General features: G+C 42.4%; 13 protein-coding genes. 5 read left to right on the top strand and 8 right to left on the bottom strand.

The annotated features are described in order from the left end of the window. Nucleotides 1–97: 97 nt before the first annotated feature. The 6 genes from ACI2IW_RS03850 to ccoN form a co-directional block, all read right to left on the bottom strand. Nucleotides 98–679 (bottom strand): FixH family protein, encoded by a 582-nt coding sequence (locus tag ACI2IW_RS03850; protein WP_404692703.1) that lies wholly within the window; start codon nucleotides 677–679, stop codon nucleotides 98–100. A gap of 218 nt (nucleotides 680–897) precedes the next feature. Further along, nucleotides 898–2,307, bottom strand: a complete 1,410-nt coding sequence (ccoG, locus tag ACI2IW_RS03855) for a cytochrome c oxidase accessory protein CcoG (protein ID WP_404692704.1) — start codon at nucleotides 2,305–2,307, stop codon at nucleotides 898–900. Between the two features lie 527 nt (nucleotides 2,308–2,834). Further along, complete coding sequence (locus tag ACI2IW_RS03860; protein WP_404692984.1) at nucleotides 2,835–3,980, bottom strand: c-type cytochrome; 1,146 nt, start codon at nucleotides 3,978–3,980, stop codon at nucleotides 2,835–2,837. Further along, entirely contained in the window at nucleotides 3,980–4,159 is a 180-nt protein-coding gene (locus ACI2IW_RS03865) for a CcoQ/FixQ family Cbb3-type cytochrome c oxidase assembly chaperone (protein WP_057760804.1), read from the bottom strand. Before ACI2IW_RS03865 ends, ACI2IW_RS03860 begins: the two co-directional genes overlap by 1 nt. Further along, nucleotides 4,159–4,797: a cytochrome-c oxidase, cbb3-type subunit II gene (ccoO, locus tag ACI2IW_RS03870; RefSeq protein ID WP_191113887.1), complete on the bottom strand. Its 639-nt coding sequence runs from the start codon at nucleotides 4,795–4,797 to the stop codon at nucleotides 4,159–4,161. The genes ACI2IW_RS03865 and ccoO overlap by 1 nt, the downstream gene beginning before the upstream one ends. 9 nt (nucleotides 4,798–4,806) lie before the next feature. Further along, on the bottom strand, nucleotides 4,807–6,288 hold the full coding sequence (gene ccoN, locus ACI2IW_RS03875; protein WP_201567458.1) for a cytochrome-c oxidase, cbb3-type subunit I: 1,482 nt from the start codon (nucleotides 6,286–6,288) through the stop codon (nucleotides 4,807–4,809). 866 nt (nucleotides 6,289–7,154) lie between these two features. Here ccoN and ACI2IW_RS03880 point away from each other — a divergent pair. Then, nucleotides 7,155–7,544, top strand: coding sequence for an SCP2 sterol-binding domain-containing protein (locus tag ACI2IW_RS03880; RefSeq protein WP_057760797.1), 390 nt, complete (start codon nucleotides 7,155–7,157; stop codon nucleotides 7,542–7,544). 145 nt (nucleotides 7,545–7,689) lie between these two features. Here the strand turns inward: ACI2IW_RS03880 and ACI2IW_RS03885 are convergent, their stop codons facing one another. Continuing rightward, nucleotides 7,690–8,664 (bottom strand): hypothetical protein, encoded by a 975-nt coding sequence (locus ACI2IW_RS03885; protein ID WP_404692705.1) that lies wholly within the window; start codon nucleotides 8,662–8,664, stop codon nucleotides 7,690–7,692. Nucleotides 8,665–9,107: 443 nt separating this feature from the next. On the opposite strand from ACI2IW_RS03885, the gene ACI2IW_RS03890 reads away from it, so the two are divergent. From ACI2IW_RS03890 to ACI2IW_RS03900, 3 genes are all read left to right on the top strand, one after another. After that, a complete protein-coding gene (locus tag ACI2IW_RS03890) occupies nucleotides 9,108–10,343 on the top strand; it encodes a lipoprotein-releasing ABC transporter permease subunit (protein ID WP_191113884.1) in 1,236 nt (411 codons plus the stop codon). Nucleotides 10,344–10,400: 57 nt separating this feature from the next. After that, a complete protein-coding gene (gene lolD / locus ACI2IW_RS03895; RefSeq protein ID WP_057760792.1) occupies nucleotides 10,401–11,081 on the top strand; it encodes a lipoprotein-releasing ABC transporter ATP-binding protein LolD in 681 nt (226 codons plus the stop codon). Nucleotides 11,082–11,259: 178 nt separating this feature from the next. Next, nucleotides 11,260–11,565 carry a hypothetical protein gene (locus tag ACI2IW_RS03900; protein ID WP_404692706.1) on the top strand — a complete coding sequence of 102 codons (306 nt, stop codon included), beginning with the start codon at nucleotides 11,260–11,262 and terminating at the stop codon, nucleotides 11,563–11,565. Between the two features lie 63 nt (nucleotides 11,566–11,628). On the opposite strand, the gene ACI2IW_RS03905 is transcribed toward ACI2IW_RS03900, so the two are convergent. Beyond that, nucleotides 11,629–12,204 (bottom strand): DUF2062 domain-containing protein, encoded by a 576-nt coding sequence (locus ACI2IW_RS03905; protein ID WP_227522947.1) that lies wholly within the window; start codon nucleotides 12,202–12,204, stop codon nucleotides 11,629–11,631. 245 nt (nucleotides 12,205–12,449) lie between these two features. On the opposite strand from ACI2IW_RS03905, the gene ACI2IW_RS03910 reads away from it, so the two are divergent. After that, complete coding sequence (locus ACI2IW_RS03910; protein ID WP_404692707.1) at nucleotides 12,450–15,341, top strand: ComEC/Rec2 family competence protein; 2,892 nt, start codon at nucleotides 12,450–12,452, stop codon at nucleotides 15,339–15,341. Nucleotides 15,342–15,602 lie beyond the last annotated feature (261 nt).

Below are 15,602 nucleotides of genomic sequence, written 5' to 3' on the forward strand. Positions count from 1 at the left end.
CGTATTTATTCATTAGTAGAATATTAAATAGCTCAAAAAAACCAGCCGATCTCTGACGAGTGGCTGGTTTTTTTATGTCTGGATGCTACTAACAGCATTAACTTTTAGCAAAAACTGGTAGTGGGTCAAAGCTGATCTTTGAACGAGGCAGTTTTGCGACATCTTGCATACGCCAATCATCTTTACCGTCGTTACTAATCTGAAGGTAATACTTGGCTTTTACAGGATCAATATCGACTTGTGCACTGTATTTATTGCCCTCAACATGCTTAAGGACAACATCGCGGTCTTTTTTGATATCCGTTGCATGAGAAATAGAAAGTTCCAACGTATCAGGATAGGTAAGTGGTGTACCGTTTAGCAGCTTGCCTGACTGGACGCTTTTCTCAGGGTAGTTGAGATAAAACACAATATCGCCATTTTCTGCAAACTGCATTTGTCCATGTAAGTCTAAGTCATACGTGAGCTTATCACGAGACACATCGTGATAGAGCGTTTTGCCATCCATATACCAGTCGTCACGTACCACGCTATCACGGATCTGGTAAGAGTAATAAACAAACCAAATACAAGCGATCACGACCGCAGCAGGCATGCCAATCACAAAGATAACGACCATGTAATTTTTATACCATGGCTGCTTATCTTGATGTTTAAAGTTCGGTGCTGGAGTAGACATAAAATACCTATGCATCAGATACGCATTTAATAGATAGCTTTTCATTAGACATCCACAAATGGTATCAACGGATAATTTGGCGGCTAAGCGCTGCCAGTTTAATGGTAAAACATTTATTTGATAGCCTTTAGCTAGAACAATTGGCTATTTACCTTGTTGCACTAGCTACAGACTACCGAATGATATACATGAAATTAAACAATAGGTCTGCTAATCATTTACTGACCTTGGGTCGTAAAGATATTTTGTTTGCTTACCTTGTACTTACCGTTTTCGCTGCTCACATTTAGCGTGACAGGCGTTTGGCCAAACTCTATTACATCAGGATCACCATAAATACTGACTGGCATATCAAAGCTTTCACCTGCTTCTAACGGTACATCATTAAAGCGCAGTTCTAAGCTCAACCCTTTTTGCGGTGCTAGGGTTATCGTGTAGGTATGAGCGTCCTGCGTCTTATTGGTTAGCTTGACGATATAGCTGTTTTCGATCATGCCTTGATTGTTGATAGACGATAACTGATTACGGTCACGGCGAATATCAATTTCCAATGGCACGCGATCGGTCAGCGCATATATAACGCCGCCACATAGCACGGCTAATAATGTCAAATAAGCAAATAATCGTGGGCGCAGTACGCGGCTTGGTTCTTTTTCTGCCAGCTGACGCTCAGTCGTATAACGAATCAGTCCACGCGGATAGCCGACCTTATCCATCACCTCATTACAGGCATCAATACAAGCCGCACACTGAATACAGGCAACTTGCAGACCATCACGAATATCTATACCAGTAGGGCAGACCTGCACACACATGGTGCATTCAATGCAGTCGCCTAAGTGCTCTGGATTTGTGCCTTTTTTACGAGCGCCGCGCGGCTCACCGCGTTCATAGTCATAAGATACGATCAATGTGTCTTTATCAAACATCACACTTTGAAAGCGACCATAGGGGCAAATCTGTACACACATTTGCTCACGCATATAGCCTGCATTGGCATAAGTAGCAAAGGTAAAGATAAACATTGAGACCCATACCCACGTTGGCCAGTCAGGGAATGGAAATACTCCTATTGACTGCCAGCTGTGATATAGAGAATCTGTACCTGCTACATAACTAACAAAGGTCGCTGCTGTAATCACAGAAAGCAAAAACCAAATTGAATACACAACCGTGCGTTTGAATACTTTGCTCGCGCTTAATGGCGCTTTATCAAACTTGATGCGTTTATTACGATCGCCAATCACCCATTTTTCAACATATTGGTATAGATGCGTCCATATCGTTTGAGGACAGGCGTAACCACACCAAACGCGCCCAGCATATACCGTCACCATAAACAGCGTAAACGCGGCAATAATGGCAAATGCAGCAATAAAGTAAAAATCTTGCGTCAAAAACGTCATGCCAAAAATATAGTAATGCTGTGATGGCACATCAAACCATATCGCTTGTCTATCATTATAGCGCAGCCATGGCAAAAGTAAAAAAGCCGCCAAAAGAGCATACATCGTGATGACACGAATATTTTGATAAAAACCTGTGACAAACCTCGGGTGTACACGATGCTTGGTTGCATCAAGATCGACTTGTTGTACAGGAATTTTATTGGGTTGTTGTGCTGACATAAACGTGCCTCTTTAAAAAAAGAATCAGTCTGCTGGCATGATGAACAAACACCTCTAGCGTCGAGGTATATGAGTGTATGATGTTATCAATGTCAGTAAATAGCGGATAGAAAATGCAATAAAAAATCTTCTAATCTGCTTACCAAATGATCGATTGTAAATATAGTTGGTTCAACATAACCTTGATACAAGCAAAGGGGAGCAAAGGTACTACAAACAGTAGACTAAACAAGCCTGTATCTAATTTATGTGAAGTTAACTATCGTGTTATGTGATTGAGTCAGAACGATATCAAGCTATGATCAATAGACTATTTTAAAAAATAGCTATTCTAACATTCTCCCTACTAATAATGGGGTGATAATCGTAAAAAGCAACGAATATATGAGAACGTTTTCTAGTATTTATAGCCGCTCATCACTGTCATTTTTAAATGAAAATCAATACCGCTATACGCAAAAGGGAGAACTGCAATAACAGTTCTCCCTTCATTAAATCTCGTCCATATCCAGTACAGTAACAACGTCTTAGTTAGCAGTTGCTTCTTCAGTTGCTACAGGCTGAGTAGCAGCAGTAACTGGTGCTGCTTCAGGTGATTTGCCTGTTTTATCTGATAGTGAGTAGATATAAGCAGCAAGTAGCATGATACGCTCATTACCTAGCTTAGTTTCCCACTGAGGCATAACGCCAGCACGGCCATAACGTAATGTATTACGTACAGTCTCACGCTCACCGCCATATAACCAGATGTTGTCAGTCAAGTTTGGTGCACCTGCTGAAATCATACCTTTACCGCTTTCAGAGTGACATAGTGCACACTGTTGCTTAAAGATAGCTTCGCCTTGATTAACCAAAGTTTGATCAAGTTCACCGTTACTCTTACTACCGTTGTTTGGAGATAGTGACAATACATATTCAGAAGCTGCACGTACACCGTCTTCGCCGATCTGATCGCGCCAAGCAGGCATACCGCCAATACGACCATTATGTAGCGTAGTCAGAATGTTGCTAGCTTCGCCGCCGTATAACCAATCATTGTCTGTTAGGTTAGGGTAGCCTGTCGCACCTTTAGCGTTAGAGCCATGACATACAGAACAGTTCTGTAGGAACAAGCGGCTACCAACTTTTAAAGCATTTGGATTTTCAGACAGTTTTTCGACGTAAGGAGCAAGTTCTGCAACTTTTTCGTCAATTTTAGTCTGTAGATCTGCTGGTGGGTTTTCGCTACGACGCATGGTCGCTTGTAACTCGTTTAGCGTACCAAGTGTCGCAGTCGCGCCTGCAGCGTCTGCTTTTACCAGAATGCTTTTTTCAAAGTTATCAGTAAATACTTTGTTGTTGCTTTCAAGCTCACTGAACAACTCGTTTTTAGAGGTCCACGGCACAGTTTCACCGTCAACTTCTACGGTGGCGATACCTTTCCAATGTGCTGGGAACATAGCTGGAAAGAATACCCAGTACGCCACACCCCAAACGATTGAACCAAAAAATATCACCAACCACCATTTAGGAAGTGCTTTGTCGTATTCTCGGATACCATCATATTCATGGCCAGTGGTACCGTCTTCCTCAACGTCTGGTTTGTATTTTAGTACAAACAGCAGAACGCCAAGAATAAAAAGCCAGCAACCGAAACTGATTAGCGTGATCCAAGAACTCCAAAAAAATGTCATCATTTATCCTTATTGCGCTGCTCTTCAGACAGAGATTTTATATCCTCGTCATCAAGCGCAAGTTGTGCATCTTCTTCGAAGCGTTTTTTGTTTTTTGGCGAATACGCCCACCATGCAACGCCTACGAAGGCAATAAAGGCAGAAACGGTCGCAATTGTTTGTAATTCACCAATACCCATTAGCGCTGTCCTTCCATTGCGGTACCTAACTGCTGTAGATAGGCGACCAAAGCGTCAAGCTCAGTAGCGCCAAGCACTGCATCTGGAGCGCCTTCAATGTCTTCTTCAGTATAAGGAACACCGAAGCGATCGCGGAATAGACGCATTTTAGCTTGAATATTTTCGCCATCTACTTCGTTAGTCGCCAACCAAGGGAAACCTGGCATAACTGACTCAGGCACTAGCGAACGTGGATTGATCAAATGTTGCTTTTGCCAATCTTCAGAATAACGGCCACCAACACGTGCTAAATCTGGTCCAGTACGTTTCGATCCCCATAAGAATGGATGATCCCACGTCGACTCAGCGGCACGTGAATATGGTCCATAACGTTCAACTTCTGCACGTAATGGGCGAACCATTTGAGTATGACAAACGTGACATCCTTCACGGATATAAATATCACGACCTTCAAATTCAAGCGCTGTCCAAGGCTCCATAGCAGGAAGGGGCTTGTTCAAGCCGCCTTCTTCAGGACCCTTGTTGTCATAGATCAATGGCACGATTTCAACTAGCGTTGCAAAACTAATAGCAATCACGATACCAATGACTAACAAGCCTGTATTTTTTTCAATAATTTCATGCGGTGTACCAGCCATGATCGCTCCTTATACGTTAGCTGTCGAAGGTTTTTCGACACTAGGTTCATGATCCGTTGGATCAGCGACATCTACAGGCTTACCTTCTGGCATTTTGAGTGTTTTATAGCAGTTATAAGCCATTACAAACATACCCGATACATATAAGAAGCCACCAAATGCACGGCCAATATATGGGAAATGCGAGAATTCAACAGTATCAACGAAGCTATATACCAAAGTACCGTCTGGGTTAGTAGCAAGCCACATCATGCCTTGGCCAATACCTGAGATCCACATAGACACGATATAGAAGATCGTTCCTGCAGTCGCTAGCCAGAAATGCGTGGTGATTAAGCTGATAGAGTACATCTTCGGTTTGTTATAAATACGTGGTAGCAGTACGTATAGCGAACCAATAGTAATCATACCAACCCAGCCAAGTGCGCCTGAGTGTACGTGACCAACTGTCCAGTCAGTGTTATGCGATAGCGCATTCACTGTTTTGATAGACATCATTGGGCCTTCGAACGTCGACATCGCGTAGAACGACAATGCAACAATCATAAAGCGAATGATCGGATCGGTACGCAGCTTATCCCAACTACCTGATAGCGTTAGTACACCGTTAATCATACCACCCCAAGATGGTGCGAATAGGATGATTGAGAAGACCATAGCAAGAGACTGCGTCCAATCAGGAAGCGCTGAATAATGCAAATGGTGACCACCAGCCCACATATATGAAGCAATCAATGCCCAAAAGTGAACGATAGACAAACGATAAGAATAGATAGGACGGCCAATCTGTACAGGAACGAAATAATACATCATTCCAAGGAAGGCTGCCGTTAAGTAAAAACCTACCGCGTTATGCCCGTACCACCACTGCACCATCGCATCAGTTGCACCGCCAAATAGCGAGTAAGATTTGAACGCACTAACAGGAATCGCCATGCTGTTTACGATGTGTAGTAGTGCAATCGTAATGATGAAGGCGGCAAAGAACCAGTTAGCCACATAAATATGTGAGGTTTTACGTTTGATGAGTGTACCGAAAAATACGATGGCATAAGAAATCCATACCAAGGCAATTAAGATATCGATAGGCCACTCAAGCTCAGCGTATTCTTTACTTGAAGTCAAACCTAGAGGAAGCGTGATGACGGCAGCAACAATGACTGCCTGCCAACCCCAAAAGGTGAACCAAGCTAAGTACGGCGCAAATAAGCGCGTTTTACAGGTACGCTGAACGATGTAGTAAGACGTTGCGAACAGGGCAGAACCACCGAACGCAAAAATCACCGCATTGGTATGCAGTGGTCTCAAATGACTAAAGGTCAGCCATGGAATGTCAAAGTTGAGTGCTGGCCATGCTAACTGTGAAGCAATGAACACACCAAGACTCATGCCGACGATGCCCCAAACGACAGCCATGATCGTAAAAAATCTTACGACAGTAATTTCATACTCACGGTCAACTGGGGCGACTGCTGTGTTTTGTAAACTCATTGGATGATTCCTTTACAGCCCGAATTATCAACAGAATTAACCAACAATCTATGCTGTTTGCACTATAAATACTCTCAAATTCATATTTATACTGGTGCCAACACATGTTGTTTTTTGACTTACTTAGCGCAATGACGTCATTAACTATCGATTCAGGCCCTTGCTGTCTATCAGTTAATACTAATAAATAGAAATAGGCACTTCATGCACCTTACTCAAGGTCAATCGATAGTAGGATTGTTAATAGATCATCAAGGTAAATAAGAAGACGCGCCGTTTTGAGCATCAAACATCTCATAAGGCTAAATATGTATCTTAATTATTACGAAAAAATCTGTACTAATGAAGATAGATACCCATATCTATAGGGCTATTAAAACGCATTGACCATAGATGTATGCTAGCGGCGGCTGACAAAAAACACGATTATGTAATGTTTGGTTAAAACTCCCGACTCTGTTTAAGGGTATTGTAACGCAATCCTAATTAAATATCATCAGAACTATGCGCCAAAATACAAACTCTTTGGTATAAATGTTAGCGAGCAACTTATTATTGCTGTGCTACTCCTCTATTTTATACACAATTTTGTCACTATTCTAGATGCTCATTTTGATTGAATAGGGGAAGCGCTCGCTAGACATAAGCGTAGGCTTGCAAAGAAGTTTTGTAACAATAACATTGCTGAGCCGATAAATAGGTTTTACTTCTTATCAAGTCGCCCTTTATAATGAGGCTGAACGTCATTAATGGCTATGTATTGCATAGGTCTATTGATAGCAATCATTTTAATAATTCTAATAGTTAGGCTAATAATACTTCAAGGGATATTGGCCTGACAGAATATCAATTAAGGATAATATAATATGGCAGTTTTTTTGACAGATGAATGGTTTGAGCAAGTAGAAAAAATGGGCAACGAAGCAGGTGAGTTAAACTTACCACCAGTACTTGCCAATATGGTCGTCAACTTAAAAGTGGCTGAAGCTGATAAAACTATCGAAGCCAATTTTGCCAATGGTCTGCTGCATCGCGGCTTAAACGATAATGCAACGACGACTCTGCTATTAGATCGCGATATCCTACAGTCTATCATCACTGATTTTGATACCAATCAAATCATGGGCGCATTTATGAGTGGCAAAATCCGTGTTGAAGGCGATATGTCACAGCTAATGGCCGTACAGACTGCACGTCCAAGCGCAGAGCAAAAAGAGCTGTACACTCGTATCAAATCAATGACGACGATGGCTTAATCCCATATTTATACGATTTTTGCGTTACGTTTTTGCGTTGTAAGTTGATAAGACACAAAAAAGCCCCTAATTCATATTAGGGGCTTTTTCATTGGGTAATTACATAAGTAGCAGCATGAAAGCTGTAGCTAGTCTTTCAAAAAGACTAGCTAGCTTTTGATTGCTGCGTCGCATTTGATTGGTTTTCTTTGTAAATTGCTGCTTGTAGCCATACGTTTGCTTGGACGTAGTCATGTACTTTAATACTATTGGTTTCAGCAGTATTAAGCGCACCAATACGTACTACAAAAGGATCTGCATCCTGCTCACGTAGCGTCACCACGTCAAACAATATGATAGATTTACCATTAAATAAGGTTTCTTGCTTGCCAAGCACTTGACCCTGACACCAAGCTTCATCTTCTTGTCCTAGCGTATCGCCAAACAAGTAAGCACACATATGGCCCAAGTTGATCTCGACAGGTGCCATTTGTTCTTTAGTTTCAGGCTTCCATTCACTGATTTGCTCTTGCAGGTCGTCAGGGATTTTTCCGTCATTTGCTGCCACGATATCGTTAAAGGCACGGTGATAACGGATAGACTCTTGGTCTTCGACCATAATGACTTCGTTTTGCTCGCTTAGCTTAATTTCGTGCGCCCAAGCACTAAAGTTCACATAGTAAGAGGTGTCGCGTTGATAGAGATGACGATTGGTCGTATAGAGTTGATCAAACGCATAAATAATGCTGCCATCAGCAGTACGTAAGCGCAACACGGCATCATGCGAGTTGTCATTAGCGATGACACGCTCAATTTTGCAGTTCAATCCGTAAGGACTATCGACACAAGGATAAGCATTGATAAAGCATTCTGGCTTACCATCTTTCATCGCGAGCACTTGATTAATATGGCAAGGCTGATCTTCTGATAGAAGCAGGCAGCTGTCTTTTGCACTGACGTTGTTGTTCAGGCCTTTAGGCATCGCTGCGACTTCGATCATTTTTTGTAGCCATTCAGGCACATCATGACTCATATCATCGGTCAGAATACGCCAGTGATCGGCGTGACCTGCAGACTGCTCATCGGTCAACGTGATCTTGGTAGGAGATTGAATGTTTTTGTATTGATAATTTATGGTCATGAAAATACTCAAAATTAAGTCAGCGTGAGGTTTGTATCTAATACTGTGTTTGCTTGTGTACCATCCAACATTTTAAATGATTGGTTTATGATGGTCAGCAGCCTAGCCAGTAAAAGATCAGAAACCTCAATGAGGGGTTAATGACAATTGTCTTTAGCATATAATATATAGGTATTGGTACAGCTAATAGCAAGCCCCCTATAAAAAATAATAACAAAACCCAGTTTTTTGGTAAAAAATACTCTCAGTTGTTGCTAATGACTGGCACATATCAGCTAGTTTGTGTCAAACTAGCTCCCTTTTGACAGCTGTTATTGGCTCGTCTGACACCCTGTTTTTGTGTTTGATTTATATGTGAGTAGTAGCAATTGTATGATGCATTTACTACTGCTCGTTATGCAACCTATATAAAGTCGCACGTAGATAAGATAAAGAGTTTGAATATGTTTCGTCCTTTAGCGTTATTTATCGGCTTACGATATACCCGAGCAGAACGTAGTAATGGCTTTATCTCCTTTATATCACTCATCTCGATGATTGGTCTGACGCTTGGGGTTGCCGTATTGATTACGGTGCTATCAGTGATGAACGGCTTTGACCGTGAACTGAAAACTCGTATTTTGGGAATGGTACCGCAGGCTACTGTGGTCTCATCAGAAATTATTGGCGACTGGGAACAGCTAGCTGATAAGATCAAGGAAGACCCAGAAGTGGCAGCTGTGGCACCATTCATTCAACTGCAAGGGATGCTGACATCAAATGGTCAGGTCGCAGGTATCATGGTGACAGGCGTCGAGCCTGAATACGAAAAAAACGTCTCCATTATCAATGAGCACATGATTGAAGGTAGTATTGATACCCTGAAAAGTGGTGATTTCAGTATCGTGTTGGGCGAGGAGATGGTGCAGTCCTTGGGTCTACAAATAGGGGATAAAGTAACGCTGGTATTACCAGAAGCGTCACCATCACCAGCAGGCGTGATACCGCGGTTTAAGCGATTTACTCTGACAGGTATTTTTACGATTAGCCCAGAAGTAGACAGTCTTATGGCGTTTATCCCGATGGGTGATGCGGCAAAATTACTGCGTCTGCCAGAAGGTGCGCAGGGCGTACGCATGAAGCTTAACGATATCTTTACTGCGCCGATAGCTGCGGAAAAAGCGGCTGCTATCGCACCTGAAAAGCTATATCCAAATGACTGGACACAAACTCATGGCAATCTGTTTGGGGCAATTCAAATGGAAAAAGCCATGGTCGGCCTATTACTATTTTTGATTATCCTAGTTGCCGCTTTTAATATTGTCTCAAGTCTGGTCATGCTAGTGACCGATAAAAAAGCAGATATCGCAATCTTAAAAACCTTTGGTGCGTCTCCTCGTTTGATTACTCAAGTCTTTATGGTCCAAGGTGTGGTCATCGGGGTGATCGGTACTATCGCTGGTACGATACTGGGTGTGATATTTGCGCTTACGGTCAGCGATATTTTAGGCTTTATTAATCAAGCCTTTGGTCTGAACCTGTTTGATGCGTATTTTGTCAATTACTTGCCATCGCAGTTGCGTTTGTTAGATGTGGTATTAATCACAGGTGCATCGTTTGTATTGAGCTTTTTGGCAACGATTTATCCAGCGCGCCGAGCGGCTAAGATTCAGCCTGCTCAAACGCTACGCTATGAGTAATCGCAAACGCCTAAATGTTGAAATAAATACCGAAATAAATAAAATAAAGGAAGCGCTATGTCTGCCATTTTAGAGGCGACCAATATCAATAAGATATATGATGAAGGCGCGGTCAGTACACAAGTATTGACTGGTCTTGATCTGACTGTTCATGCGGGTGAGCGCATCGCTATCGTTGGAACCAGTGGTTCAGGTAAAAGTACGTTGCTACATTTGCTTGGTGGTCTAGATACGCCAACCAGTGGTGAGGTTTGGTTGCATGGTCAGCTATTAAATAGCATGAATGAAACTGAGCGTGGAGCTATGCGTAACAAGCATTTGGGTTTTATTTATCAGTTTCACCACCTGTTGGCAGAGTTTACAGCAATCGAAAACGTAGCTATGCCATTGCTCATGCGTCCAGAAGTATCAACGACTGATGCTCGTAAGCAGGCGGTTGAGATTTTGGAAAATGTCGGTCTTGAGCATCGTTTGATGCATAGACCAGGTGAGCTATCAGGTGGCGAGCGCCAACGTGTAGCGATTGCACGCGCGCTAGTGACTAAGCCATCGCTTATTTTGGCAGATGAGCCAACAGGTAACTTGGATTATGACAATGCGCAGAGCGTATTTGGCCTGTTGTCAGAATTACAAAGCACCATGCAAACGGCGCTACTTATGGTAACGCATGATCGCAATTTAGCTGCTCTTGCTGACCGTCAGTTGTTGCTACGCAATGGGCATTGGGAACAGTATTAATAATTTTTTATATTAGGTCGAAAAACTGACCGAAACGCCATCTATTGGCGTTTGTTATGGATGTGGTGGCTGCCATATTGAAGAGTTATTGTTGTATTATTAAGAAAATATATCATAGAAACTAGCGATTAAGCGGTTGTGAGCCAGCCGCCTTATCTATTTTATAAGGATGCGTAAAATGCGTGAAGATGATAATCCAATTGCGGCTTTTGGCAGTGCGGAAGAGGGTGATGAGCCGTTAAAGCCTTACATCGATCCAACTTTGTTTGAAACGCTCGATAGGCAGGCTCAAACCGAGCTACTGACACCTGTGTTTGACGCCATCACTTTGGCTGGGGTTGATTACGACCTAAAAGTCCAAGATAGCGCGACAGGTAAGCGTTATACGCTCTGCAAAAATGATGAAGTCATTGAGATCGTACCGATGGATAGCGATTTTACTGACAAAGTCTTAAATGCTATAGAGAACAGTAAAGAAGAATAAGCTGCGCTAGCTTAGTTTATCTAGGGCATAAGCGTTATAGCCGTATAACAAAGATAAATTGCCTTATAACTTGTCAGATTCGTCAGAAGGTTTTTGCTGACGTTTCTGCCAGCTAGCCACGGTTTTATAACGCCAAATGGCCTTAAATGCCAAACCGCAAATAAGACTGGTGACCACAGCTAAAATCGTTAGCCCGATACAAAATGCAGCAAGCGATACTGTACCGCGATAAGTAATGAAAGGATTGGCACCGTTTGATAATGCCCATAAGCTAAAGTCCGCAATCATTCTACCGATGAATCGCAAGCTAATCACAGGTGCATCAATGATCTTTGCACCGATATAATATCCAGCATAAAATATTGGCAAGCTAGTGACTGGGTTGGTAATCCATGTCAAACCAAGCGCCATAGGGACATTGGCACGAAAAATAAGCGAGCCAATAAGTGCCAGTAACATCTGTCCTGGCAGCGGAAAAAATGCACTTAGTACACCGATATAGACGGCCTTATTTAGGCTGTGTCGATTGAAATGCCATAACCTTGGATCAGCTAAGTGCGGTGCAAACAGCTTTAAAGTGCGACTTTCTAAGATTTTCTCTGGTGTAGGAAGTAGGTCTTTTAGACGTTTTTGGGGCACAGGATCGCCTTTAATCATTAACTACAGTCTACTCAATGGTATTGAGAAGCTGGTATAAAGTAATATATGGTGAGTAGGATAAAGGTTAGAACACACAGAATGGTGATGTCAGATAGTTACCACCTAATACGTTGCCTCAGTATAGGGCAATATAAATATAAATGCTATTGCATCGCGTACCATTTGCTATAGTAAGTCACCATATTTGGCCGAATAATATTTAAGTCATCAAGCAAGGAGTGCTGGTGTACTGGTTGATTGGTAGCCTCATAATTATAGTGATGATGGGCGTATTGGCAGTCGCAGATAATGTGATATTGCCAACTGACTTATCCTTGCTAGATATGATGGATCCGTCCAATCTGTCTTCGGCGCTTATTATATTTGCCACGATTCTGCTGGCGTCTGCTCAATTCAACATACCCTCGATAGACAGCCACAGCGCTGATAACAATACCTTTAACAATGCATCTCGTCATACTAAACCTCCTTTCCGAATTATTAGATACTTGTTCTTGGCTTTGTTAGCGACTGCGTTAGTGATAGGTAGCGCACTGCAAGCTTTGGTTACTCATCAACAAGCAGAAACCACTGAAATTACTGTTCCGATACGAGTACAAGCACTCGTGCGTATCGAAGGGTTGAGCGACAGTGTTTATGATGCCACTATAGACAGCGGATATCGCCAAGTAGCGGTGATAACGAATATCGCTCCATTAGTCGCTGAGCTAACGCCCCAAGAGTTAGCAACTAAAACATCCGACTACTTAGATGTGAATAAAAATAGCCTAAGCAGAAATTACGATGTTAATCCCAATGAAGTTAGTCTCAAAGTTAGCGAACACCGAGTCCTACTTAACGCCTATCCAAGAAAGTCTGCAAATGATAGCCAGTTTGCAGCCTTAAACGATTTGCAGCCCGGTGATGAGATATTCATGAGCCTAGCACTGGCGCCGTTAGCTACTTCTGAGCAAGCAAGCAATAATCCTACTGGCTTTGACAGTTATCGCTGGTTGCGAGGTCGGCATATTGATGGCGTTGCAAATATTTTGGCCGTTAGCCCTACATTGGTAAACAGTAACGAAATTAGCAATGAAATCAGCGATGAAAAATATTCGAAGCAGTCGCTAGATTCTGACTCATATCTTCAGCGCTTTCGTATACGTATTGATCAAGGGCGTTGGCGATTACGACAGCATTTCTATCAAGACTGGTCAGCACAAACGACAGCAGAGCAACAAGCAAAATCCGTGACATTAAGTCTGCTCACGGGTGATCGTAGCTTGATTAATCGTGATACTAAGGATTTATATCAACTGGCGGGTATCTCACATCTGCTCGCTATTTCAGGCACGCACGTACTGTTTTTAGCTATTGTATTGGCAGGCATAGTTGTACTGCTGTTTGATCGTAATTATTCAGCGATTTATCGTCGTATTCCGCGCTGGCAAGTGCGCTGGTGGGTAATGATTGGTGCTGCTTTCATTTATGCGTTATTTACTGGTTTTGACGTGCCTGCTGCTCGTACGGCTTGGATGTTATTAGCGATTGGATTCATCAGATTAACATTGCTTCCTATTAGTACGATGCGCGTGCTATTGGCACTGGCTGTATTGATGGCTTGGCATGACCCTTACGTACTGTGGCAGGCGGGATATTGGCTGTCTTTTATCGCAGTGGCGTTATTACTCAAGTATGACGATACGTCGTATGAGCACCAAACTACTGCTACAACGAGTTTATACGATGATAAGCCGCGTGCTCATATCAATAACGCGCTATCTAACCGTGTTTGGCAAACGATCAAGCGAGTGTTTAAGCTACAGTTTTGGCTGTTTCTTACTTTATTACCCGTGACGTTGCTTTTATTCGGTAGGGCATCGTTATGGGGCCTTTTTATCAACTTATTTGCCATCGGGCTATTTGGTTGGGTGATTGTACCGCTCAATTTATTAGCCGGGCTGTGTTACCTACTGGTGCCGAGTATCGCTGATATTCTCTGGATGGTTATTAGTACGATTGTCGGTTATCTACACGATTTGATGAGTTGGCTCACGTCATTGCCAGCACTATCGGATGCGTGGCTCTATACACCAGTTAATATCGCGATACTATCGATGGCTTTGCTAAGCGCATTGCCTTGGCTACTGCCACGAGGTTTACTCAGCCGTTGGTTGACGTTGCCACCATTAACGTTGTTGATGATGACGGTGTATGCCAATCAGCAGTCATTTGTCACGATGCCGACCCTATATATTTTGCCAACGGGTGATTCGTATATAACGGCAGCATTGCTACAATATCCTACCGCCAATGAAGACAGTACCAATTGGTTGTTCTTAGCTGATCATAGACCAACCTCTACACGAACGATGTCAAGCAGCCTGACAGCAGACAAATTATCTGAAAATTTAAAGCAGCAGCTGGGCAGTTTATCTGTCAATAATTTAGAAAGTATTGTCGTACAGAGTAGCAGTACCGGCCTGACTGATACGTTAATTCCTGACGATAAGAATACTGCTAATACCAAAAATTCTGAATTACTACCGATGACCGTTGCTCAATTAAATAGTCGTTTATCCATTAGCCAATATTGGCAAGCAGGGCGCTCTGATCGTTGGTCTGCATTTCAGCAAGCTTACAAAACAGTTAAGCAGTCTGAAGATACGCCCACTATCAGTGCCCAACGTTGTGAGCAAGGCAAAATATGGCAGTCGGCCAACGATGAGTTGTCAGTACAGGCCATCACTGGTTGGACCAAAATAGGTGATACCAATGTTTGGGATTGTACGATTGCTCTTGATACTAATCTGCCAATACGCGTTCTAAGATACAATGCGGCAGACCCACTCAATTCGTTACCTGCCAATTCACCTGTCAGTCCTCAAACACAAATAGCATCTAACCAGTTAACTAGCAAACAGTCAGAGTCCCAGTCACGTCTGATTCTAGATACTGCTACTCATCAACGCGTTTGGCAAATGTGGTCATTACTATGTTCAGTTGAATCGAATAATGAGAATATGCTATTCAAAAATATAAAGTGGCTTGGTCATAGTGACTCGCAGATCACGGCTGATGTCGTAAGTCGTCAGAGAATCGATGAAATTATCACTTACGATAATAAGCTACTATAAGATGCATTATTGTTAAATAACTAAATCGCTAAATAACATTAATAGCATCCCCAATGCCGAGACTACTAACCCTCAAAAATAAGGCTTATATTATCAGCGTTACAATATAGTGATATTTCACAGTTATACTATTGAACCATTATCGAAATACCACCATACTTAGCAGCCTATTAATACAGGTCACTGACTATTAATACAGGTCACTGACTATTAATACAGGTCACTGACTATTAACACAGGTCACTGATACTGCAAAAGTAT

The sequence above is a fragment of the Psychrobacter sp. NPDC078501 genome (assembly GCF_044900935.1).
Classification (GTDB): domain Bacteria; phylum Pseudomonadota; class Gammaproteobacteria; order Pseudomonadales; family Moraxellaceae; genus Psychrobacter.

What these genes read in the sequence shown, in the direction of transcription:
- ACI2IW_RS03885 (WP_404692705.1), bottom strand. Translation starts at nt 8,664, where the DNA reads ATGACCATAAATTATCAATACAAAAACATTCAATCTCCTACCAAGATC.
- ACI2IW_RS03865 (WP_057760804.1), bottom strand. Translation starts at nt 4,159, where the DNA reads ATGGGTATTGGTGAATTACAAACAATTGCGACCGTTTCTGCCTTTATT.
- ACI2IW_RS03880 (WP_057760797.1), top strand. Translation starts at nt 7,155, where the DNA reads ATGGCAGTTTTTTTGACAGATGAATGGTTTGAGCAAGTAGAAAAAATG.
- ACI2IW_RS03890 (WP_191113884.1), top strand. Translation starts at nt 9,108, where the DNA reads ATGTTTCGTCCTTTAGCGTTATTTATCGGCTTACGATATACCCGAGCA.
- ACI2IW_RS03900 (WP_404692706.1), top strand. Translation starts at nt 11,260, where the DNA reads ATGCGTGAAGATGATAATCCAATTGCGGCTTTTGGCAGTGCGGAAGAG.
- ccoN (WP_201567458.1), bottom strand. Translation starts at nt 6,288, where the DNA reads ATGAGTTTACAAAACACAGCAGTCGCCCCAGTTGACCGTGAGTATGAA.
- lolD (WP_057760792.1), top strand. Translation starts at nt 10,401, where the DNA reads ATGTCTGCCATTTTAGAGGCGACCAATATCAATAAGATATATGATGAA.
- ACI2IW_RS03850 (WP_404692703.1), bottom strand. Translation starts at nt 679, where the DNA reads ATGTCTACTCCAGCACCGAACTTTAAACATCAAGATAAGCAGCCATGG.
- ACI2IW_RS03860 (WP_404692984.1), bottom strand. Translation starts at nt 3,980, where the DNA reads ATGACATTTTTTTGGAGTTCTTGGATCACGCTAATCAGTTTCGGTTGC.
- ccoG (WP_404692704.1), bottom strand. Translation starts at nt 2,307, where the DNA reads ATGTCAGCACAACAACCCAATAAAATTCCTGTACAACAAGTCGATCTT.
- ccoO (WP_191113887.1), bottom strand. Translation starts at nt 4,797, where the DNA reads ATGGCTGGTACACCGCATGAAATTATTGAAAAAAATACAGGCTTGTTA.